This window comes from Ammonicoccus luteus (genome assembly GCF_050880385.1).
Classification (GTDB): Bacteria; Actinomycetota; Actinomycetes; order Propionibacteriales; family Propionibacteriaceae; genus Enemella.
In genome coordinates this window covers 342064-363702 of record NZ_JBNZCI010000001.1, presented here as the reverse complement: position 1 = coordinate 363702, position 21639 = coordinate 342064, and the positions used below count along the sequence as shown (strand labels likewise).

The window sequence follows — 21639 nt, the reverse complement described above, 5'->3', positions numbered from 1 at the left end:
GCGACGGTGTTGTCGGTCGGACGATGTGTAATGGAGGGTGACCCCACAGCCGGTGGGCGTTCCCGCACGAAGAGGAGACCGGTGAGCAGCCCCGATCAGGTCGAACCACAGGCCAACCCGGACGAGGTCCCGACGAGCCCGGTGACCCCCGCCGACGAGCAGGCGCCTCCATCGGCGGTCCGACCGCCGGTGCCCAGCGGCGCCCTATTGGCCGTGTGGGCCGCCACCGGACTCGGCCTGGCGATCGTCCTCCTCGGGACCGCCTATCAGAGCGCTCTCCCGGCCCTGCGCGGGCGGGAACAGGCCGACGCGCTGTCCAATCACGTGACCGGCGTCATGCATTTCGGGGCCAACCTGGCCATGCTCGCGACCTTCGGCCTGCTCCTGGCCGGGACGTTCTATTCCACCACCAAACGGCGCCACCACGAGCTGACGGACGCCGGCCGCCGCCTGGTTCGGGGAGCCGGCACCACCGCCGCCATCTGGTGCGCGTTCAGCCTCGTGATGGTGCCCCTCACCGCGGCCGAGAACAACGGCGTGACACTCGCGTCGGCGCTGCAGGCGCTGGGACCGTTCGTGGGCGCGACTCAACCGGCCCAGGCCTGGCTGATCCCCGCCGTCGTCGCCCTGGTGATCGCGATCTCCGCACGACGGATGCGACGCGCCGGAGCCGCCATGACCGTCCTGCTGATCGGCGTGGTGTGGCAACTCCCGCCGGTCGTCACCGGCAATGTCTCGGTGGGCGCTGACCACGACTTCGGCACGGACGCCGCCATCTTCGCCGGCATCGCGGGGGTCGTGGCCATCGCCTCGGCCGCCGCCGCCCTGTTCACCGTGGAGTCCGACGCCGACGCCGTGCGCGGCCGGAGATATGGCTGGACCATGGCCGTCGCGGCCACCGTGGTGGTCGTGTCCGCTGTGGTGGTGATGTGGTATGAGCTGGCCGGCACCCACCCGCTCGCCACCGGTTATGGCATCGCCAGCCTGGCGCTCGTGATCGGCTGGGCGATGCTTGCCGTCCGCAATTGGCTCGGGCTGCGGACGCGCGCCCGCACCCGCGCGGGCCTGGCCGCCGACTTGGCAGTGGGCGTGGTGCTGACCGGGGTGCAGACGGCGATGGCCCACATGGCCCCGCCGAGATTCCTCGCCCCGCAGGGCTCGGCCCAGATCAACTTCCTGGGCTATGAGGTCAACACGCCCCCCACGATGGCATCCCTGATTCTGCCCGGGCGACCCAATCTGCTGTTCGTGACGATCTCGGTGCTCGCGATCGTCCTCTATGTTGCGGCCCACATCATCCTCGCCCGGCGCGGCATCCACTGGCCGGTTGGACGGACGATCGCCTGGGTGTGCGCGTTCGTGCTGCTGCTCTGGGTCGGTTCGGCGGGCATCTGGGCCTATTCGGGAGCCGCGTTCAGCTATCACATGCTGGCGCACATGACGGTGAACATGCTGGTGCCCGTCCTCGCGGTGCTGGGAGCGCCGATCACCCTTGCCCTGCGCGTGCTGCCCACCCACGCGCCCGGACACCCGACGAGCGCCCGCGAACTGCTCAACGCCCTGGTGACGTGGAAGCCGCTCGAATATCTGATGCACCCGGTCGTGGTGGGCATCAACTTCATCGGCACCGCCTATGTCGTCTATTTCTCCGGGGTGTTCGAATATTTGATGCGTTATCACTGGGGCCATCAGTTCATGACGCTGCACTTCCTGATCTCCGGGCTGCTGTTCTTCGGCCTGCTCATCGGCGCCGACCGCAATCCGCGCGAGCTGCCGCACGTGGCGAAGCTCGGCTTCCTGTTCGCCGCGATGCCATTCCACGCGTTCTTTGCCGTCATCCTGCTCAGCTCCGACTTCGTGATCGGGTCGAACTTCTATCGCGGTCTTGATGTGGCGTGGATGACCGATCTCGTCGCGGATCAGAAGATGGGTGGGCAATACACGTGGGCCATGGGTGAGATCCCGATGCTCGTGGTCGTCATCGCGCTCGTGTTCCAATGGTTCGCCCAGGACTCCCGGGACGCCAAACGCCAGGATCGCGCGATGGACGAGGGGCTGGACGATGCCCATGAGGCCTACAACGAAATGCTGCGCAAGCTGTCGGAGCGGGCCGACCGATGACCACCGACACCACGCCCGGGGCAGCACAGACCGCCCAACAGATCGAGTTGGCGGTCGGCGGCATGACCTGCGCCGCCTGCGCGACCCGGATCGAAAAGAAGCTCAACAAGCTGGACGGAGTCACGGCAACCGTCAACTATGCGACCGAGCGTGCCGTGATCTCCGGCCCGGTCAGCGCCGACGACGCCATCCAGGTGGTCAAGAAGGCCGGCTATGACGCCGCCGAGGCCACGGGGGATGACTCCGAGCTCGGGCGCATCTCCGAGGAGCGGGTCGGCATGCTGCGGCGCCGGCTGGCGCTGGCGGCCATCCTCACGATCCCGCTCGGCAATCTCACGATCGTGCTCGCGCTGGTGCCCGAGTTGCGCTTCCCCCTGTGGGAGTGGCTCTGCGTCGCCATGGCCATTCCGGTCGTGTTCTGGTGCGCCATGCCCTTCCATGTCGCGACGTGGCGCAACCTGCGCAACCGCTCGTTCAGCATGGATACCCTCGTGTCGCTCGGCGTGCTCTCCGCCTTCTCCTGGTCCCTGGTCTCGATCATCCTCGGCGCGGAGGACACCGAGGGCTATTGGCTCGGCTATGGGATCACGCCCGCCGGCGCCGACGCGATCTATTTCGAGGTCGCGGCTGCCGTAACGACGTTCCTCCTGGCCGGCCGCTATTTCGAGGCCCGTGCCCGGCGCTCGGCCCAGGGCGTCCTCGGTGCCCTGAACGCCCTCGCTCCCAAACAAGTTCGCAAACTGGCCGCCGACGGGACCGAGCACGTGGTGCCCATCGAGGAACTCGTGCGCGGCGAACGCTTCGTCGTGCGGGCAGGGGAGCGGGTCGCAGCCGACGGCGCGATCGCCGAGGGGGTGTCCACCATCGACACCTCGATGATGACCGGCGAGCCGGTGCCCGCCGAGGTGGCACCGGGCTCGGAGGTCCTGGGCGGCACGGTCAACCTCACCGGTCGACTCGTCGTGACGGCCGCCCGGGTCGGCGCCCACACCCAATTGGCCCAGATGGCAGCACTGGCGGAGCAGGCCCAGATGCGCAAGGCCAAGGTGCAGCAACTGGTCGACAAGGTCGTCGGGTGGTTCGTGCCTGCCGTGCTGCTCATCAGTGCGGCCACCCTCGCGGGCTGGCTCCTCACCGACCACAGCATCCGCGCCTCGGCCAGCGCGGCCCTGTCGGTCCTGATCATCGCCTGCCCGTGCGCGCTCGGTCTGGCCACCCCGACCGCCTTGATGGTGGGTGTCGGTCGAGGAGGTCAGCTCGGCATCCTCATCAAGACACAGCAGGCTCTGGAGTCCAGCGGACGGATCGACACGGTCGTGTTCGACAAGACCGGGACGATCACGCCGGGCAATCTCGTGGTCGAGTCGTTCACGGCGACCGCGGGCCGCACGGACGGGGACGTACGCCGCCTGGCAGCGTCCGTCGAGTCCCACTCCGACCACCCGCTCGCCAAGGCGATCGTGGCGGATCACCGCGGCGACATCCTGCCGGTGACCGAGTTCGTGACGACGCCGGGCCAAGGAGCGTCGGGTCTGGTGGACGGCCACCGAGTGATCGTGGGGAACGAGCGTGCTCTCGGCGACCCGGACCTGACGGGGGCCACCGCATCGGTGGTGGAGTCGGCCCGGGACGCGGGCGCCACCCCTGTGATGGTTTCGGTCGACGGCGAGATCGTCGGCGTCTTCGTGCTCACCGACAGCGTCCGGCCCTCGGCCGCCGATGCGGTCCGGCGCCTCAAGGACCGGGGTCTCAAAGTGATCCTCCTGACCGGTGACCACGAACGCGCGGCGGCAGCGGTGGCGCATCAGGCCGGGATCGACACCTGGATCGCCGGGGTCCTGCCGGCGGACAAGGCCGGCGAGATCGCCCGACTGCAGAGCGAGGGGCACCAGGTCGCGATGGTCGGTGACGGCATCAATGATGCCGCCGCGCTTGCGACGGCCGATCTGGGTCTGGCCATGGTGTCGGGCACCGATGTGGCGATGAAGTCCGCCGACATCATCTGTGTCCGGGAGAACCTCCATGTGGTCCCGGACGCGATCGCGCTCTCCCGGGCGACTCTGCGCACGATCCGGGGCAACCTGCTGTGGGCATTCGGCTACAACACAGCAGCCATCCCGCTTGCCGCAGCCGGCCTGCTCAATCCGCTCATCGCGGGCCTGGCCATGTCGCTGTCGTCCCTGATGGTGGTCGGCAACAGCCTGCGGCTGCGCAACCGGACCCTGCACTGATCGTGCCTATGCTGGGCCCGTGAACACGGTCCTGCCCCTGACTGCCGACACCACCTTGGCCGAGGTCGGGGGCAAGGCCCTGAGCTTGGGCCGGCTCCTGCGGGCCGGGTTCCCGGTGCCGCCGGGCGTCGTCCTCACCACCTCCGCCTATCGCGCGTACGTCACAGAGCACGGCCTCGCTGCCGTCATCGCCGATGCCCTGACCGACGTTGATCCGGCCGATCACGCCGCGTTGGCAGACGCGTCCACCCGCATCCGCGCCGCGTTCGCCGATGGCCGCCCCACTCGCCTGCTGGCGACGCTCCGGCCCGCTCTCGGTGAGCTCCTCGACCGGCCGCTCGCGGTCCGCTCCTCGGCCACTGCCGAGGACCTGCCCGACCTCTCGTTCGCCGGGCAGCAGGACACCTTCCTCAACGTTCGCGGACCCGAGGCGCTCCGCGCCGCCATCGTGTCCTGCTGGTCGAGCCTCTGGACCGCCCGGGCCATCGCCTATCGGCTCTCCCACGGTCTCGCAGACGCCGAGGTCGAGCTGGCGGTCGTCCTGCAGGAACTCGTCCCGGCCGACGTCAGCGGGGTGCTGTTCACCGCCAATCCGCTCACCGGTCGCCGTCGTGAGCTCGTCATCGATGCCACGCCGGGACTCGGGGAGGCGCTCGTCTCGGGGCAGGTCGAACCCGACCAGTTCGTCGTGGACCGCGCCGGCCGCGTACGGTCGCAGACCCTCGGCGCCAAGTCCCACCGCACGGTGGCCAACAGGGACGGAGGAGTCGACACGATCGCGGCGACGGAGACCTCGGGGTCCTGCCTGAGCCCCGCGGAACTCCGCACACTCGCCGGTTTGGGCGGTGCGATCGAGGATCTCTGTCGGGAACCCCAGGACGTCGAGTGGGCCATCGACGGCGACGGCGCCCCCTGGATCGTCCAGGCCCGACCGATCACCTCGCTGTTCCCCGTGCCGGCTGACGTGCCGGAGGACTCGCTGTGGTTGTCGTTCGGCGCCGTGCAGGGCGTGTTGGATCCGCTGACCCCGCTCGGTCAGGACGCCCTCCTGCAGCTGTTCGTGGGACTGGCGCACTTCTTCGACCTGCCCACCGACGGACACACGGTCGGGTTCATCCGGCCGGCCGGGGATCGGCTGTGGATCCGGATGGACGGGTTGTTGCGGACGAGAGTGGGACGGGCACTGCTGCCACGGATCCTGGCGATGGTGGAGCCGGGCGTCGCGGCGACAGTCGCGGAGCTCGTCACGGATGCCGCGCCTGCAGGGACGGGCGTGCGATGGGGGACGGTACGCAGGGCGGGCCGCCTCATCGCCCCGATCCTGCGGCGCGTTCCGCAACTGGTGGTCGATCCCTCGAGTTATCGCCACACCTTGACCGGCGTGGCCGAGCAGTTCGAACAAGCTGTCGCCACCGAGTTCGCTGCTGCCGCCCTGGCCCCGGATCCCCGCACGCGCTTGTCCGCGCGGGTGGCGGCGATCCGCCACAGCATGCGGGCAGGCCTGCCCACCCTGTTGCCGCGATTCGCGCCCATCATGGGGCCTTCTCTGCCGATGGTTCAGCTCCTGCGGTCTCTCGCCGAGCCGCTCGGCGAGGAGGGTGCCCGCCTGTCCCTGGAGGCGTTGCGGGCATTGGACGGCAACGTCACCGCCGCCATGGACGTCGCCCTGTGGGACGTTGCCGAGATGGTCCGCGGCGACAGAGCCACGAGTGAGCGGCTGCGCGCCGGGGAGATCGAGGACGTGGCCGCGGACTGGCTCGCCGGGCGCCTTCCTGCGCCGATCCAGGAGTCACTGACGGACTTCATGCAGCGCTATGGCATGCGGGCCGTGGCCGAGATCGATCTCGGCCGTCCGCGCTGGCGCGAGGAACCGGCCGCCGTGCTCCGTTCTCTCGCCGCGTTCCTCGCCGACCGGGGACAGGGACCGGAGGCCGGCCTCGCTGCCGGACGCGCTGCAGCCCGCTCCGCGATCGTTGAGTTGGCGCGCCGTCTGGGACCTGTCCGGGGAACGCAGGCGCGCTTCCTCGCCCGCACGCTGCGGGGCCTTCTCGGGGCGAGGGAGACGCCCAAGTTCACCTTGGTGCAAGCCCTCGGGCATGCGCGCGAAGCACTTCTGGACAGCGGCCGTGATCTGGTGGGCGAGGGGGTGCTCGAGCGTCCGGGAGACATCGCGTACCTCACCCTGTGCGAACTCGAGCATCTCGATCAAAGACCCGCTGACGCGTGGCGGGCGACGATCACCAAGCGGGTTCAGGCCGCGTCGCATCACCGCCGCCGCCACGTTCCCCGGGTCCTCGCGGGAGACGGCCGCGCGTTCTTCGAAGGCATCGGTGACACCGACGGCGTCATCACCGGCAGTCCCGTGTCGCCAGGGGTGGTGGAAGGCGTTGTCCGGGTCATGTTCGACCCCGCGACGGCAACGCTCGAGGCCGGCGAGATCCTCGTCTGTCCGGGCACGGATCCGGCGTGGACCCCGCTCTTCCTGACTGCCGGTGGCCTGATCACCGAGGTCGGCGGTCTCATGACCCACGGCTCAGTGGTCGCTCGTGAGCACGGTCTGCCGGCAGTCGTTGGTGTTCACGACGCGACGAAACGGTTCCGCACGGGACAGCGCATCCGGCTGGACGGGACCTCCGGTCGGATCCACGCGGTGGAACCGTCATCGGCAGACGAGGCGGTCGGGTGACACACGAAAGCCGCACCTTGGTGGTGGGTGCCGCTGTGGTGCGGCACGGTCTGGTGCTCGCAGCCCGCAGACGGCGACCGGCCGGCTTCTGGGAGTTCCCCGGCGGGAAGTGCGAGCCCGGTGAGGAGGCTGTGGCCGCGCTCCATCGCGAGCTCGCGGAGGAACTAGGGCTGAGCGTTGAACTCGGGTGCGAAGTCGTGCCCGACGACGGCGGGACGTGGCCGATCAGCGCCGAGTTGCACCTGCGCGTGTGGCTCGCGAGACCTCTGGGCGTACCCTCTCCAGGACCGGACCACGACCAACTCCGCTGGCTCCGCCCGGCCGACTTGGGCTCGGTCCAGTGGCTGCCCGCGGACGTCCCGATCGCGGCCCGCATCGCCGACCTGCTGGAGGACCGATGAACCGCATCCGCATCCATGGCGTGGTGAGTGGCCGGGTTCAGGGGGTGTCCTACCGCTATTCCATGAAGCGCGAGGCCCACCGTCTCGGAGTCGCCGGCTGGGTGCGCAATCTGCCCGATGGACGCGTCGAATTCGAGGCCGAGGGCGAGCGTTCGGCGGTCGAAGCACTGGTCGCGTGGGCGGGGGAGGGACCGGCGTACGCGCGGGTCGACCGCGTGCTCACCTCGGATCGCCAGGTCCAGGGCGACCAAGAGTTCGTTACCCGGTCTTGAGGTCCGGCCGCCACGGTCCAACTCAAGTGGCAGGGTCCCCGGGGAGCGTCCGGCCCCCGGCCGAGTGGACGAACCCAAGGAGCGAGCGCAGCGAGCGACGACGTGAGGAACGAGGAGCGACCGTTCGCGGCGCGGATTGCGCCGCAATGGGTACCGCGACCGTTCGCGGCGCGGATTGCGCCGCAATGGGTACCGCGACCGTTCGCGGCGCGGATTGCGCCGCAATTGACACAGCGGCCGAACCCCGGAGGGCCGGCCGCTGTGCGTTATGCGAAAGGTCAGGCGACCATCTGGTTGCCACGAGCCGACTTCGCGTGGCGGAAGCCGAGCAGGGAGAGGACGAGCATGACAACGCCACCGACGAAGGCTGCGATCGCGGCGATGCTGGCGATCTTGCCCATGGTGCCGAAGGCATAGGCGTTCAGGAGCAGACCGCGGAGGGTGTTGCCCATGAACAGGCTCTGCCGCAGCTGGCCCATCTGCTGAGCCTCGGGGGTGGTCTTGTCCTCAAGCTTCATGAACTCGCCAGAGACCTCTTCATAGGTCTTGCCGTCCGAGGACGCGTTCATGTGGTTGAGGATGTAGTGGTCGGCGAACGCCTTGGCCTCGTCACCGGTCGACATCATGTTGCCGGCATAGGGCTCCAGGGCCTTCTTGTCCTCTTCGTTGCCCAGGGCGTCGAGAGCCGGACCGGACGGCATGGTGATGCGCTGCGAAGCGAGCTGGCTTTCAACCTGGGACGCCACGAAGCTGCTGGCCCAGGTCAGGAGGCCGCCACCGACGATGAGCAGGGCGGCAAGTGCCAATCCGATGAACGAGATCAGCTTGTCGAGTGCACTACGGCGCATTCTGATATCTCCTCTGAGAAGTCTTAGTTTTGAGTTGCCGGGGCTCATTGAAGCATGAACTACTACCTCGGGTAGTACGGGCAGACCTCAACGGGAGCGAAAATGGAACGATGTGATGAAGATCACGATCGTCTGCCTGCGAACGACCGGAAAGTCTGCCTCGGACGCCCTCAGTTCACCCGGCAGTGCGAGGGATCCGCTCATCCCACGTCCGGTGGGCGACGGTCTCCAGCACGGACTGCCCGTCCGCACTCAGCACTTGGGCCAGCAGACTCGCGCGCACGAAGAAGTTCTCGGCGTCGCACCGCAGGTCCTGGGCCGTGTGGACCACCACGTGCCAGCCGTCCCGCTGCAGGCTGACCCGCCACCGCGAGGTCGCCAGCCCCGACAGGGGATCGTCCTCGGTGATCGCATAGGTCTCGTGGGCTTCCTCGCCATAGACCAAGCCGTTGGGATAGGTTCGTGAGCCGCCGTACGCCGGGTCGACCAGCAAGGTCCAGCGGCGGGCCTCGACGTCTTGGCGGACTTCCCGTTCCACCATCTCGGCGCCTTCCGGTCCTCGGGGCCGCACGTGGTGAAACACGACAGGGTCATGCTGCAGGGCGTGTTCCGGCTCTGCCCAGGTCACCTCGTCCGCGGCCGGCGTACGCTCCGGGTCCAGAACCGGCAGCTCCACCGAACTGGAGGGCAGGTGGACGCGGAGGACCGCGTCGTCGGGCTGCGGCCACACCCACGGCCAATAGGTGGACGAAAGCACCAGCCGCAGCGCGTGGCCGGGAGCGAGCCGCACCCCGAGGCCGGTGAGGACGATCTCGATCGATTCGGGCTCCCCGGGGATGAACGGGTCGGTGCGATCGCGTCCGTGGCGGGTGGAGAGGTTGAGTACGCCCCGGGACAGCAGCCGGGACGACCCGTCGGGGGCCACGTCGCAGAGCCGCGCGATCACTTGGCCCCGGGGGGTCGAGCTGTCGAGCAGCAGCCGCACCGCCGGCCGGCCGACCAGGGTGATCTCCTCGTCGGCAACGAACAGCTCGAAGGCCACCCCGCGACCGTCCTCGGCCCGCTGGTCCGGGGGCAGGTCGGTGGCGTTGCCATAGGGGAAGAACTTGCCCGAGTCCACGCCGACGTGCTGGGGCGTGCTGACGGTGACCCACCCCTCGCGCGCCGGCACCGACGGAGCGACCAGGGGCCAGGCGGCCGTGGCGACGTCGGCGGTCGGCCACTGCGTGGCCAGCCAGACCCCCGGCACGTCGCCCGGGTTGGGTTCGGGCGGGCGGGGGTCTTCGAGGAAAACGCGGAGCTCCGGGTCGTCCATGACCCCGGTCGGTTCGTCCTTCAACCAGTGGTCCCACCAGCGCAGCGTCTCCTGCAGGAACCCGATCGCCGGACCGGGGCGGGTGGCGCGGTCGGGATATTGGTGGGCCCACGGCCCGAGGATTCCGCGCACCGGGCCGGGCAGGTTCTCGACCAGCCGGAGGACGGTGTCGTGATAGGGATCGGCCCACCCGCCGACGGCGAGCACCGCCGCCTCGATCGCGCCGTAGTCCTCGCACACCGAGCCGCGGCGCCAATAGTCGTCGCGGGTCTGGTGGGCGAGCCAGGTAAGCAGTGGGGGAGTGAGGTGGTCGACCCGGGCGTGCCAGAGCTCGCGCCAGCGGTCCCCGACGTGCAGCGGGTCGGGTGGCCGGGAGGAGAACGCCAGCATCGTGCCGGCCCAGGCCGTCATGTCGATGCCCAGCACCGCCCCCCCGACATAGTGCACGTCGTTGTCGAAGCGGTCGTCGGTGGAGCAGACCGTCACGATCGCTTTCAGTGCCGGCGGGCGCAGCGCTGCGAGTTGGAGCGAGTTGAACCCGCCCCACGAGATGCCGAACATGCCGACCCGGCCGGTGCACCAGGGCTGCTCCGCGAGCCACGCGATGACCGCGAGGCCATCGGCGAGCTCGTGTTCGGAGTACTCGTCGTCGAACACGCCCTCCGAGTCACCCGTGCCGCGGATGTCGACGCGGACGGAGGCATAGCCGTGGCCTGCGTACCAGGGATGACGTTCGGCATCGCGGACCGCGGTCCAATCGGACTTGCGATAGGGGAGGTACTCCAGCAGCGCCGGGACGGGATTCTGCTCCGCGTCCACGGGGAGCCAGATCCGCGCGTGCAGCCGCACACCATCGGCCATGGGGATCCACACGTGGCGGACCTCGGTCCGGTGTGGCAGGTCGTCGGGATGGACGAGGCGCAGACTCACGATCCTCCTTGGGTGCTGCGCCACCGCCGCCAGCGGTGGCCGTTCCCGGCATCCTCCCAGCCGTCGCTCTCCTCGCTGACCCAGGTGCGGTCCTCCGCGACCCGGTTCAGTGGATCGGGGCGCTCGTCGCTGTCGCCGGGGGCGGCGAGCGTGGCGCCGAGGAGTTCCTTCGTGTAGGGATGACGCGGGTCGGCGAACACCGCCTCGACCGGCCCTTCCTCCACGACCCGAGCCGCGTGCATGACCATCACGCGGTCCGCGACGCCGTGCACGACGGCCAGATCATGGCTGATGAACAGGCAGGACAGGTTGTTGTCCCGGCGGATGTCGTCCAGCAGGCGCAGCACCTGGGCCTGCACCGACACATCGAGGGCGGTCGTGATCTCGTCCGCGATGATGATCGAGGGATCCCCGGCGAGCGCCCGGGCGATGCCCACGCGCTGCCGCTGCCCGCCGGACAGCTGGCCGGGGAGCCGTCGCAGGAACCCCTCCGGCAGGTCCACCTGCTCCATCAGCTCACGCTGTCGCTCGCCGATCCGCGCGGCGGGCACCGTCTTGAACAACTTCAGCGGTCGGGCCAGGGAGGTGGCCACCGTGACCCTCGGATTCAAGGCCGTGTCGGCGTTCTGGAAGGCCAACTGAATGCGGCGCCGCAGATCGATCGGACGCTTGCGGACCGGCTGGGAGAGGTCGTGGTCGCCAGCACCACCGGACGCCCCGTCGCTCTCACTGCTGTAGACCAAGGTGCCGTCACTGATGGGGTTGAGACCGGCGACCGCCCAGGCGAGCGTCGACTTGCCGGACCCGGATTCCCCGACCAACGCGAGGATCTCGCCGCGGCGCACGGTGATGTCGACTCCATCGACGGCCCGGTTCGCCTGGGCTCCCCGCCCATAGGTGACCGCCACGTCGGTGCCGGTCACGACGATGTCGGGGTCGAGCAGGTCCGGGCGCGGCCGGATCGTCCGGGTGCCGTCCGCGTGCACTTCGACGATGCCGTTGTCGTCCAGTCGAGGTGCCGAGGCCAGCAACTGGCGCGTGTAGTCGTGACTCGGGTCCCGCAGCACCGTGCGTACCCCCGACCGCTCCACGACCCGGCCCGCCCGCATGACCGCCACCTCGTCGGCCATCCCGGCCACGACGCCGAGGTCATGGGAGACCAGCACGGTCGCCGTCTGGAGCTCCGCGGCGAGGTCGCGCAGAAGGCGCAGCACGCTCGCCTGGGTGAGGACGTCGAGGGCGGTGGTCGGCTCGTCGAGCACGAGCACCTTCGGCCGCGCCGCGACGGCCATCGCGATCGCGACGCGCTGCTGCTGACCGCCGGAGAGCTGGTGGGGGTACGCACGGGCCAGGCGACCAGGGAGTTTCACGTGCTCGAGCAGCTCGGCGATGTGGTCGGCGGTGGCCGTGCGGCCGTGCACTTCGAGCGCCTCGGCGACCTGCCGCCCGACCCGCATGGACGGGGTGAGCGCCTGGCCGGCGTTCTGGGCGACGAGCGCCACGGTCCCGCCGCGGTGCCGGCGCAGATCCTCCCCGGTGAGCGAGAACACCTCCGTGTCGTCGACGAACACCTGCCCGGAGCGGAGGAAGGACCCGCCGCGCAGATAGGCCAACAGCGTCCTCGCGACCGTCGACTTGCCGGAGCCGGACTCGCCCACGATCGCGAGGGTTTGACCGGTGTCGACGGCGAGGTCGACGTCGTGCGTGACATCGATGGCCGGCCGGTCCCGACCGGTCCGATAGGAGATCGAGAGGTCCTCGATCCGCACGAAGGGCCCGGTGCCGGGCTGCGCGACCGCGGTCATGCGGCACCTCGCTGAAGTCGGTCGACGCCCAGGCGTCCGGACAGGCCGTCGGCGAGCGCGGACATCCCGATGACCAGGGTGGCGAGCGCAACGATCGGCGCGATCGTGGCCAGCGGCACGACCGTGAGCGACGTGCGGCCCTCGGAGATCATCAGGCCCCAGTCGGGCGTCGGCGGGTTCGCGCCGAAGCCGAGGAACGACAGCGTGGAGACGAGCAGGATCACCCAGGACGCGCGCATCGCGTACTCCACCAGGATCACCCCCGGAATGGACGGCAGCACTTCCCGGAACACGATCGAGAGGGTGCCCTCGCCGCGCGCCCGCGCCGCGGTGACGAAGTCCAGCGACACCACGGTCGAGGCAGCGCCGCGGACCACCCGCGTCACCGCCGGGGTATAGATGATCGTCACGGCCAGCACGATGACCGGCAGTCCGTTGCCGAAGACGGTCACGATCACCAGCAGGGACAGGATCGTCGGCACCGAGAGCATGGCATCGACGATGCGCATGACGACCAGGTCGAACCAACCGCGAAGATAAGCGGTGATCACCCCGATCAGCGTGCCGAGCGCGACGGCGACCGTCGTGGCGAGGAACGCCACGAGCAGGGCATAGCGTCCGCCCCAGACCGTGCGGGTGAGGACGTCGCGGCCATACTGGTCGGTGCCGAGCCAGTGCTCGGCGGTGGCGCCGTAGAGGGCTTCGCTCGGCACGGAGACGGTCGGGTCGAACGGTGTGAGCACCGGCGCGAGCAGGGCGATGACGATGTGCAGCCCCACGAGGATCAGTCCGACGGTGAGCGTGGGGGAGTCGCGCAGGGCACGGCGTACGCGGACTCCGCGGGACTCGCGCGCCACGGTCGGTGTCGGTTCCTGCGGGGTCGCCGACGGGACCTGCGAGGTCTGGCTCATCAGTGGAACCTCCCGGATCGCTGGCGGGGATCGAGACCCATGGCGACGAGGTCGGCGCCCAGGTTGGTGAGGGCATAGACCGATGCCGACAGGACGGCGATGGCCTGGATCACCGGCAGGTCGCGGTTGTGCACCGACTCGATCATGAGCGTGCCCATGCCCGGATAGTTGAACACCGCCTCGACCACGACGACGCCGCCGATCAGCCAGGCGATGTTGATCGCGATCACGTTCAGGGTGGGCAGGATCGCGCTCGGCAGCGCGTGGCGCAGGACCACGCGGCCGGGGCGTACGCCCTTGAGCTGAGCCGTTGTCACGAACTCCGAGGCCAGCGCGTCGATCACGCCCGCCCGGGTCATCCGGATGATGTACGCCGCCATGGAGATCGTCAGCACGATCACCGGGAGCACACTGAACGGGATGAGCTCGGAAACCCTGGCCTCCGCCCCGTCGATCACGACCGCCGGAAAGATCGGGATCGCGATCGCGAACAGCAGGACCAGCACGGTGGCGGTCACGAATTCCGGGACCGACATCCCGACGAGGGCGAGGCCGGAAATCGTCCGGTCGGTGCCCCGGCCGCGATAGAGGCCGGCGAGGAGACCGAGCACGACCGACAGGGTGATGCCCAGGATGATCGTCGGGATCGCGATCAGCAGGGTGTTGCGGGCGTGGAGGAGCAGGGTGTCCGCGACCGGTTCACCGGACACGAGGGACGTGCCCATGTCGCCGGTGAGCATGCCGCCCAGCCAGTCGACATAGCGCTCGAAGACGGGACGGTTGAGGCCCAGGCTCTCGCGCATGGCCGCCACGGCCTCCGGGGTCGCGTCCTGGCCGAGGATCTGCTGGGCCACGTCGCCGGGGAGCAGTTGGACGGCGACGAACACGAACAGGGACGCAAGCCAGACCGTCAGCACCGCGGTGCCGAGACGGACCAGGATCAGTCGCAGCATGCGATCACCTCAGCCCGATCTGCAGATAGTCGAACTCGAATCCGTGCTCGCGATAGTTCAGGACCTCCCGGCTCAGGCCGACCAGACGGTCGGCGAACATCGGCGTGATCGTGGCACCCTCGCGGATGACCAGCTCCTGGGCGTCGCGATAGTGCTGGTTGCGGCGATCCGCGTCGACCTCCGCGCGCGCGGCGTCGAGCACCGAGTCGAAGGTGGGATTCGCCCACGCCGATTCGTTGTAGGAGCTGCCCGAGCGGAAGATCTGGTTGAGCAGCTGGTCGACGGGCCGGCCGGTGTACCAGTACGTCACCATCGCCGGCTTGATCATCCACACCTGGGTGTAATAGGAGTCGGCCGATTCGTTGCGTACCCGCACCCGGAACCCCGCGTCGCGGACCGCGTTGGCAAACGACACCGCCATGGGCGTGAACACGGGATCGAGGCTCGAGGTGGAGAGCTCGAACGCGAAACCGTCGCGATGCCCGGCCTCGGCGAGCAACGCCTTGGCCCGCTCCGGATCGCGCACGTGCTCGGACTCCAGATAAGCAGCGTCGGTCGGGACCACGGGGTTGTCGTGGCCGATCGTGCCGGCGCCCTGGACGGCCACGTTGAGGATGCGTTCCGGGTCGTACGCCAGCTTGAGCGCCTGCCGGATCCGCACATCGCCGAATTCCTTGGAGGTGGCGAGGGTGGGAATCGTGTACCACTGGCCGTTCTTCACCCGGGCGATCGTCGCGGCCGACGACGCGGCCACGACCTGGGCGGTGGCGAAGTCGAGGTTGGTCTGCGAGATCAGATCGATCTGCTTCGCCATGAGCGCGTTCACCCGCGCCTGCGTGTCCTGGATCGAGAAGAAATCGATGCCGTCGAGGACCGGCCGGCCGGCGAAGTGATCGTCGTACGCCTCCACCGTCCCGCGCCCGCCGGGTCGGAAGCTCGACAACCGGAACGGTCCGGTGCCGTTGCCGGAGTACTGGATCTCCTCGAGCGTGGAGCCGTCGGGGACGATGTAGCACTGGTACGCCGTGAGCAGCGACGGCAGATCGGAGTGCGGGGAGTCGAGTTCGACCACCAGCGTGGTCGGATCCGGTGCGGAGATGCCGGCGGTGGACATCACCGACGAGAGCACGCCGGCCTGGGGTGATCCCACCTCGGGATCGAGGATGTGCGCCAGCGTGAAGGCTGCGTCCCGGGCGGTGAACGGTCGGCCGTCGTGGAAATGCACCCCGTCGCGCATCCGGAAGGTCCAGCGCTTCGCATCGGGGGTCACGTCCCAGTCCGAGGCGAGATCGGGCACCGGCTGCCCCTGCTCGTCCAGTTTCACCAGGCGGTTGTAAAGAGCGCCGAGATACTCGTACGCAGACAGGGAGGCCGCCGAGTCCAGCGTTTCGGCGCGGGAGTTCGCGGGCCGGGCAATGCGCAGCCGGCCGCCTCGGCTGGGCGTTCCCTGAGCGGCATCCGTGGGCAGCGCGACCGGCCCCTGTGCCTGTGAGCACCCGGAGAGGGCGGTGATGCCGCCGACCGCGAGCGCACCGGCGGTCGCCATCCGGAGCAGACTCCGGCGGGGCAGGGGCGATCCGTGCCACGTGCCTTCGGCCTGGCCGAGCGGCGACACAGGTGGACCGTCGAGGGGGAGAGACATCTCCGTCAACCTAAGCCCGACTCGTCACGAATACCTACCTCTTCACGCGGTTTGGGCAGTTTCGTTAGGCAGCGTTGACTTTTCCGTTGGTCGACAACCTCCCGGCGGGGCGAGTCGACATGTCTGCGATCATGGGTGGGTCAGCGAGACATGGGGGATGGAATGGCCACGCGATCGTCACGTCCGAACATGGGTGCAGCGGGGGACAAAGCCCGCGGCGCTGGAAACCAGGTCCAGCGCGCTGGGTCGCAAGTGCAGGACCACCCTGCGTACCGGACGCTCGTGACCGTCGGGCTCGTCTGCTTCGGAATCATCCATTTGCTGCTCGGCTGGCTGTGCATCCAGATTGCGCTCGGGGGGAGCGGTGAGGCCTCGACCGACGGGGCGCTCAAGGACCTCGTGTCCAAACCCCTCGGCAACGTGTTGATGATCGTTTTCGCGATCGGTCTGTTCACGCTGGCGATCTGGCAACTCCTGGAGGCGTTGTTCGGTTATCGCAACCGCGAGAAGAAGAAGATGATCCGCAAGAAGATCTCCTCGGCGGGTCGAGTGATCATGTATTCCGGTATCGGCATCTCAGCCCTCCTCCTCGCGATCGGCAGCGACACCGGTGACTCCGAGGAGTCCGCGCAGAGCACGACGGCGATGCTCATGTCCGCCCCCTTCGGGCGCGTCCTCGTGGGTCTGGTCGGGTTGATCGTCATCGGTGTGGGCGTGGCGCACATCGTGAAGGGCGTACGCCGCAAGTTCGCCAAGGATGACCTTGAGGCGGGTGCGCCCGAGTGGGGGAAGAAGCTCGGCATGGTCGGTTGGGCGGTGAAGGGCGTCGCCATCGGACTCGTCGGCGGGCTGTTCCTCTGGGCTGCCATCACCTATGACGCCGAGAAGGCAGGCGGCACTGATGGGGCGCTCAAGACGCTCCAGGACCAACCGTTCGGCCAGGTCCTCCTCATCGCGATGGGCGTCGGCTTTGCGGCCTTCGGCATCTACTGCTTCGTCTGGTCGAAGAACGTGAACTACGAGAACGTCTGATCCGGACGATCAGGTCGCCGCACCTGGCGTCTATTCGCTGGGCTGTGCACCTAGGGTTGCCTGGTGAGCGAAACGCACGAGCCGGACCTGGGCGGCATGCAGGGGCTGTTCCTTGTGCTTCTGTTCCTCGCCGAAATGGCGGCTTGGGCTGCCATCGGGGTCACCGCTTATCGGCTGGCCGGGGACGGTTGGCGCGGGGCGCTGGTGGCCGGCGGCGTGGTGATCCTCATCCTGGTCAGCTGGGGTTTGCTGGCGTCACCGAAATCCAAGGCCCCGACGCCGATCAAGCTGATCGTTCAGTTCATCGTGTTCTCCGCTGCCGTGGCGGGGCTGCTCGTCATTGATTACGTCAGCCTGGCCGGGCTGTTGACGGGCCTCATCCTCACTGCGGCGATCGGGGCGAGAGCCACGCGCCGGGCAGCACCCGACAGCCCTACTGATAACTGATCATCACCGGGGACGGGTCGACCTGGTTGATTGTCTGCTGCGGCGTCAGCATCGGCGAGTCCTCGTCGTGGAAGTTCTTCCATCCCCAGACGACATTTTCCGGCGGGCTCTCCGTCATCACACGCCAAGTGTCTTGCTTGGCGCCCTGGGGGCCCTGACCGTCGACGTGGATGAGGGTCTGCAGTTCGTCATGGTCGGTCTTGATCTGCTCGCGATCGGGCAGCATGCGGAGCTGGAACTGGTGGAGCACGAACAGCTTCTGCGGGAGGTTGTTCTCGCGGGTCAGCCCGCTGAGCCAGTCACCCACGCGGTTGACCTCCTCCGCCTGCACCTGCCCGATCTGCTGGAGCGGGCGCTGATCCGGCTTGAGCTTCCACTCGGGATCGATGGCGAGCCCGACATGGGGATGGCGCAACAGGGATTCGTATTTCTTTGCCTGATCCACCAGATCCGCCCGGCCGGGCTGCAGATCGAGCACCACGTAGATGCCTTCCTCACCGGCCCGCTCGACCCAGGGCCGGAACAGCTCAGGATCGGGCTCGTTGGTGTAGTTCCCGTTCGGCGACGGCTCGCCCAGCGCCACGGTCGTGATGATCTCGAACATGGGGACGACGGTCTGGTCGGTCAGCTCCTCGTACGCCGCAGCCTGCCGTTTGGCGCGTTCCACGCTCGCGTCGAGGTCCTGCTCGCCCAGGACGCCGAGGACCGGCACACCGGGATAGCCGTACTGAGCGATGTATTGCTTTCCGGGGGCATGCAGTTGACCGCCTCCGGGCAGCTGAACGCCGGTCGACGCCGCTTCCATCCGGGCAGCCAACTGAGCTGGGTCGCCGAGCCCATCGCCCACACCGATGACACGGGTGGGTTTGGCCGCTGCTGCGGCGTCGACGGATTCCCGGGTCTCCCGGGGATCACCCGAGCGCGTCCGGATGACCGTCGCTCCCGCCGCGGCCGAGGTCGTGGCGACGGCCGCCGTGGTGGGTTCGTCCAGACCGGAGGTCTCGGGGCCGGCGACGATGACCGCGGTTTCCGGGTTGGCCTCGGCCTTCTCGATCTCCGGCAGGCCGGCGGCATCGGGCACTGCCTCGACGCCGGCCTGATCGGCGACCCTCGTGGCGGCCGCGCCCAGCGCCAGCACGGTGTCGACGCCGAGGCGCTCGAGTTCGTCTCCCACTGTTGCCGTGTCGGCATTGGGCGCTGCTGAATCAGCCTGGTCGGCCTCACCGGCAGCCGGGGTTGGGGTGCTCGCCCCGTCGTCGGAGACGATCAGGACCGGGATGCCCAAGTCGTCTGCGACAGCAAGATCGGCAGACGGGTCGGCCAGCACGGCCGCCGGGGCGCTTTCGAACAACGCCGCGCTCAGCGCTGCGGTCACCTCCGCGGGCGAGTTGCCCGTGACGACGACCGATTCGCTGCTGTCGACGAGCGCGACCTTGGCCGACCGGCCGGGAAGCTCGGGCAGGGGGGAGGAACCCGATGAACAGGCACCCAGGGCGCCGATGGTCAGCACGAGTGCGAGCAGGCGCCCGGCCGTGGAGTGCTTGACTCGCGAATCGCGTGGGGATGTCACAGGGAGGGCCTTCCGAACTGTCGATGTGTCGTCAACCTTCGCGGACTATGCCCTCGGGGTCCAGCGTCCGCGCGGACGGTTCGGTTGCGAAACGCTTAGATCTCGGCCCGGTCGCCGGCCGTGGCGGGGAAGGTCTCGGCGTTGACCGCGCGTACCCATTGACCCTTGATCGCCCGCCAGCCCTCGTCGTCCAAGCCTCGTCGCCAGTACGGCGAGCAGGACAAACGCTCGAGCTCGACGATCCCGTTGCTGAGCAGCACTCTGCGTACGGCCCGCGTGGCGGCGGCCTCGCCATGGACGAAGGCGCTCACGGAGCCATCGGGGCGGGGGAGCGCGGTGACCGCGTCGGCGAGGAGATTGTCCAGGTCCGTCCGGCCCGCTCTGTGAACCCAGTGCACGATCAGCTCGCCGGGGGAGTCGAGGGCGATCTCGCCGTCCGCGTCCTCGACCTCGGCGACGATCGTGACCGGTTTGCCGGAGGGCACGCGTTCAGCACACGCGGCGATGGCGGGCAGTGCGCTCTCGTCGCCGACGAATAGGTAGGAGTCGGCCGCGGGGTCGGGGGAGTAGCCATCGGCAGGCCCTTTGAATTGGAGACGATCGCCAGGTTTGGCGTGGAGGGCCCAGCGGCCGGCGTACCCCACCTCTCCATGCACCGCGATGTCCAGCGTGAGCTCGCGCCGCGCCGGATCCCAGGCACGCACGGTGATCCGGCGCGGAAACGGCCGCTGCTCACGCGGCAGGTCCCGGACGGCGTCCGGCTCGAACGGCACCCCGTAGGGCGCGTCGGGCGGGAGGAAGAAGCAGTTCACGTACGCATCCGCCGACTTCGGGTCCTCGAAATCGGCCAGGCCCTCGCCGCCGAGCACCACACGCACCAATTGCGGGGTCAGCTTTTCGGTGCTGACGACTTGTCCGTACATCAAAGCCTCCTGAGGAACCCACGACCGAAGGGTCGAGTTAGGTAATCCTAACCTAATGGATGATTCAACGAGACCGTGTACCAGTGGCATGTGCCGCCCCTGCGGTCAGTCGACCTCGCTGCATGGCGCCTCACTCTGCATCCTGACTGCGACTTAGTGACACGCATGCGCGTCGGAGAGTGGACTTGGTGATGCAGGATGAGAGCCCGTGTTGCGAAGTGAAGGGGTAGACGTCAGCGAGGCGGGCTCGATGCCAGGGCTTGAACTCGACGCGCCGAACGTTATGTCACTTCATCGGCAGGATGAAATAATGCCTACGACGCTTCCGCGAGTCCGTCGCGTTCTCTTATGAAGAACCGCCAGATCAGTTGTGTCATCACCCGAGCGTCGGCATCGTCTATGACTTCGCATCCTGACTGCGACTTAGTGACACGCATGCGTGTCGGAGAGTGGACTTGGTGATGCAGGGTGAGGGCCCATGTTGCGAGGTGGAGGGCGGCGTCAGCGAGGAACCGCCGACCAATTTGCCGAAGTGGACTGCGGGGACCGTCAACAATCCGATGCGCGCGCTCGAGAAACCCGATGATGCCGAAGCGATCTTCACGGTCCGGCAGATTGAGCTGACTGAGCTCATTGAGGACCTGGCGCTCCCCGACGTGCTAGTCCGATAAGCGACATTATGTCATTTCCTGACCCCAACTTCATCTGTGATCCTGCCGTTCACGGTGCTGGCCCGCCTCGACTCAGTGCTTGCGCCGACCAAGGACGCAGTTTTCGAAGCGGCGACGAAATACGAAGTCAGTCCCCCACTGCTTCGCAACGAGATGCTGAAGCGGGCGCGGAGCCCTTCAAGATCCTGCTCAAGGGCCGCACCTGGCAGCAGTACGCCGAAACCCAAAGGAACGCTGAGAAGGCCAGCAGAACCGCCCCGAGGCGACGTCCACGCAACATGTTCATCTTCACGTCCGATTCTGAAGCCAACCTGGCTCCTCACCGAAGGGGTGGGCGGCAGGCGCTGCGGGCGTGCATGAGGGGCTCCCAAAGTCATGCCCGTTCGATGCTGCACGAACGGGTTGAGCACATGGAAGAGGAGCCGAGCGGGCGCTTGGGCAGCCGGATCGGCTGCGGTGCAGGCGCCGCAGATTCGAGGGTGAGCATCTGAGCCACGGACGCCGTGGCGTGAAACGCCGACGGTACTCAGGAATGATGGGGCAAGTCACTCGTCGCCGAGGTCTCCTCGAGTCACGCGGCGCTTCTTGCCGATCTTGCGCAGGACCGGCCACGGTTCGCGAATGGCGCGACCATGACGACGATTCTTATGGGGCTTGCAGAGCTGGCAGCCCTTGTGCTGCCGATGAGATGAGTGGGCCATGTCGGCTCCTGTTCCGTGGATGAATCCCGCCACGGTCGGCGGGGTCTTCGAACTGGTTCACTCATGACACCAAGAGTAGAGCCCAACGGCGGCCTTGTAGTACTGGATCGGCGTCTTGTCTCTCAGGCCTTGTCGGTGCCGGGCGATAGGCTCGAGCGCGATCCGCTGTTCTATCGCTGG

16 protein-coding genes are annotated in these 21639 nt (G+C 68.3%); 7 read left to right on the top strand and 9 right to left on the bottom strand.

The features are described 5' to 3' along the window. Positions 1–81: 81 nt before the first annotated feature. The 5 genes from ACQ260_RS01670 to ACQ260_RS01650 are packed head-to-tail and all read left to right on the top strand — an operon-like array spanning position 82 to position 7711. Positions 82–2121 carry a cytochrome c oxidase assembly protein gene (locus ACQ260_RS01670; protein WP_432557660.1) on the top strand — a complete coding sequence of 680 codons (2040 nt, stop codon included), beginning with the start codon at positions 82–84 and terminating at the stop codon, positions 2119–2121. Further along, positions 2118–4352, top strand: coding sequence for a heavy metal translocating P-type ATPase (locus tag ACQ260_RS01665; RefSeq protein WP_432557659.1), 2235 nt, complete (start codon positions 2118–2120; stop codon positions 4350–4352). The genes ACQ260_RS01670 and ACQ260_RS01665 overlap by 4 nt, the downstream gene beginning before the upstream one ends. A gap of 19 nt (positions 4353–4371) precedes the next feature. Then, positions 4372–7038 carry a PEP/pyruvate-binding domain-containing protein gene (locus ACQ260_RS01660; protein ID WP_432557658.1) on the top strand — a complete coding sequence of 889 codons (2667 nt, stop codon included), beginning with the start codon at positions 4372–4374 and terminating at the stop codon, positions 7036–7038. After that, positions 7035–7439, top strand: coding sequence for a (deoxy)nucleoside triphosphate pyrophosphohydrolase (locus ACQ260_RS01655; protein ID WP_432557657.1), 405 nt, complete (start codon positions 7035–7037; stop codon positions 7437–7439). Before ACQ260_RS01660 ends, ACQ260_RS01655 begins: the two co-directional genes overlap by 4 nt. Then, positions 7436–7711 (top strand): acylphosphatase, encoded by a 276-nt coding sequence (locus ACQ260_RS01650; RefSeq protein ID WP_432557656.1) that lies wholly within the window; start codon positions 7436–7438, stop codon positions 7709–7711. Before ACQ260_RS01655 ends, ACQ260_RS01650 begins: the two co-directional genes overlap by 4 nt. 278 nt (positions 7712–7989) lie before the next feature. Here the strand turns inward: ACQ260_RS01650 and ACQ260_RS01645 are convergent, their stop codons facing one another. The 6 genes from ACQ260_RS01645 to ACQ260_RS01620 all read right to left on the bottom strand — a co-directional run bounded on the left by ACQ260_RS01645 (position 7990) and on the right by ACQ260_RS01620 (position 16115). Further along, positions 7990–8559 carry a hypothetical protein gene (locus tag ACQ260_RS01645; protein WP_432557655.1) on the bottom strand — a complete coding sequence of 190 codons (570 nt, stop codon included), beginning with the start codon at positions 8557–8559 and terminating at the stop codon, positions 7990–7992. Between the two features lie 175 nt (positions 8560–8734). Continuing rightward, positions 8735–10804, bottom strand: a complete 2070-nt coding sequence (locus ACQ260_RS01640) for a CocE/NonD family hydrolase (protein WP_432557654.1) — start codon at positions 10802–10804, stop codon at positions 8735–8737. Further along, a complete protein-coding gene (locus ACQ260_RS01635; protein ID WP_432557653.1) occupies positions 10801–12609 on the bottom strand; it encodes a dipeptide ABC transporter ATP-binding protein in 1809 nt (602 codons plus the stop codon). The genes ACQ260_RS01640 and ACQ260_RS01635 overlap by 4 nt, the downstream gene beginning before the upstream one ends. Continuing rightward, positions 12606–13520 (bottom strand): ABC transporter permease, encoded by a 915-nt coding sequence (locus ACQ260_RS01630; RefSeq protein ID WP_432557652.1) that lies wholly within the window; start codon positions 13518–13520, stop codon positions 12606–12608. The genes ACQ260_RS01635 and ACQ260_RS01630 overlap by 4 nt, the downstream gene beginning before the upstream one ends. Beyond that, positions 13520–14473: an ABC transporter permease gene (locus ACQ260_RS01625; RefSeq protein WP_432557651.1), complete on the bottom strand. Its 954-nt coding sequence runs from the start codon at positions 14471–14473 to the stop codon at positions 13520–13522. Before ACQ260_RS01625 ends, ACQ260_RS01630 begins: the two co-directional genes overlap by 1 nt. A gap of 4 nt (positions 14474–14477) precedes the next feature. After that, positions 14478–16115 (bottom strand): ABC transporter substrate-binding protein, encoded by a 1638-nt coding sequence (locus tag ACQ260_RS01620; RefSeq protein WP_432557650.1) that lies wholly within the window; start codon positions 16113–16115, stop codon positions 14478–14480. A 189-nt stretch (positions 16116–16304) separates the two neighbouring features. Here ACQ260_RS01620 and ACQ260_RS01615 point away from each other — a divergent pair, with 189 nt between their 5' ends. After that, the gene (locus tag ACQ260_RS01615) at positions 16305–17147 is read left to right on the top strand and encodes a DUF1206 domain-containing protein (RefSeq protein WP_432557649.1); all 843 of its coding nucleotides are present in this window, start codon (positions 16305–16307) and stop codon (positions 17145–17147) included. 63 nt (positions 17148–17210) lie between these two features. Beyond that, positions 17211–17594, top strand: a complete 384-nt coding sequence (locus ACQ260_RS01610; protein ID WP_432557648.1) for a YrdB family protein — start codon at positions 17211–17213, stop codon at positions 17592–17594. On the opposite strand, the gene ACQ260_RS01605 is transcribed toward ACQ260_RS01610, so the two are convergent. From ACQ260_RS01605 to ACQ260_RS01595, 3 genes are all read right to left on the bottom strand, one after another. Then, on the bottom strand, positions 17581–19164 hold the full coding sequence (locus tag ACQ260_RS01605) for a hypothetical protein (protein WP_432557647.1): 1584 nt from the start codon (positions 19162–19164) through the stop codon (positions 17581–17583). The genes ACQ260_RS01610 and ACQ260_RS01605 overlap by 14 nt on opposite strands. A gap of 95 nt (positions 19165–19259) precedes the next feature. Next, positions 19260–20087: a siderophore-interacting protein gene (locus tag ACQ260_RS01600; RefSeq protein WP_432557646.1), complete on the bottom strand. Its 828-nt coding sequence runs from the start codon at positions 20085–20087 to the stop codon at positions 19260–19262. 1216 nt (positions 20088–21303) lie between these two features. Continuing rightward, complete coding sequence (locus ACQ260_RS01595; protein WP_432557645.1) at positions 21304–21459, bottom strand: hypothetical protein; 156 nt, start codon at positions 21457–21459, stop codon at positions 21304–21306. Between the last annotated feature and the right edge of the window lie 180 nt (positions 21460–21639).

What these genes read in the sequence shown, in the direction of transcription:
- ACQ260_RS01620 (WP_432557650.1), bottom strand. Translation starts at nt 16,115, where the DNA reads ATGTCTCTCCCCCTCGACGGTCCACCTGTGTCGCCGCTCGGCCAGGCC.
- ACQ260_RS01630 (WP_432557652.1), bottom strand. Translation starts at nt 13,520, where the DNA reads ATGAGCCAGACCTCGCAGGTCCCGTCGGCGACCCCGCAGGAACCGACA.
- ACQ260_RS01595 (WP_432557645.1), bottom strand. Translation starts at nt 21,459, where the DNA reads ATGGCCCACTCATCTCATCGGCAGCACAAGGGCTGCCAGCTCTGCAAG.
- ACQ260_RS01635 (WP_432557653.1), bottom strand. Translation starts at nt 12,609, where the DNA reads ATGACCGCGGTCGCGCAGCCCGGCACCGGGCCCTTCGTGCGGATCGAG.
- ACQ260_RS01615 (WP_432557649.1), top strand. Translation starts at nt 16,305, where the DNA reads ATGGGTGCAGCGGGGGACAAAGCCCGCGGCGCTGGAAACCAGGTCCAG.
- ACQ260_RS01625 (WP_432557651.1), bottom strand. Translation starts at nt 14,473, where the DNA reads ATGCTGCGACTGATCCTGGTCCGTCTCGGCACCGCGGTGCTGACGGTC.
- ACQ260_RS01665 (WP_432557659.1), top strand. Translation starts at nt 2,118, where the DNA reads ATGACCACCGACACCACGCCCGGGGCAGCACAGACCGCCCAACAGATC.
- ACQ260_RS01650 (WP_432557656.1), top strand. Translation starts at nt 7,436, where the DNA reads ATGAACCGCATCCGCATCCATGGCGTGGTGAGTGGCCGGGTTCAGGGG.
- ACQ260_RS01645 (WP_432557655.1), bottom strand. Translation starts at nt 8,559, where the DNA reads ATGCGCCGTAGTGCACTCGACAAGCTGATCTCGTTCATCGGATTGGCA.
- ACQ260_RS01600 (WP_432557646.1), bottom strand. Translation starts at nt 20,087, where the DNA reads ATGTACGGACAAGTCGTCAGCACCGAAAAGCTGACCCCGCAATTGGTG.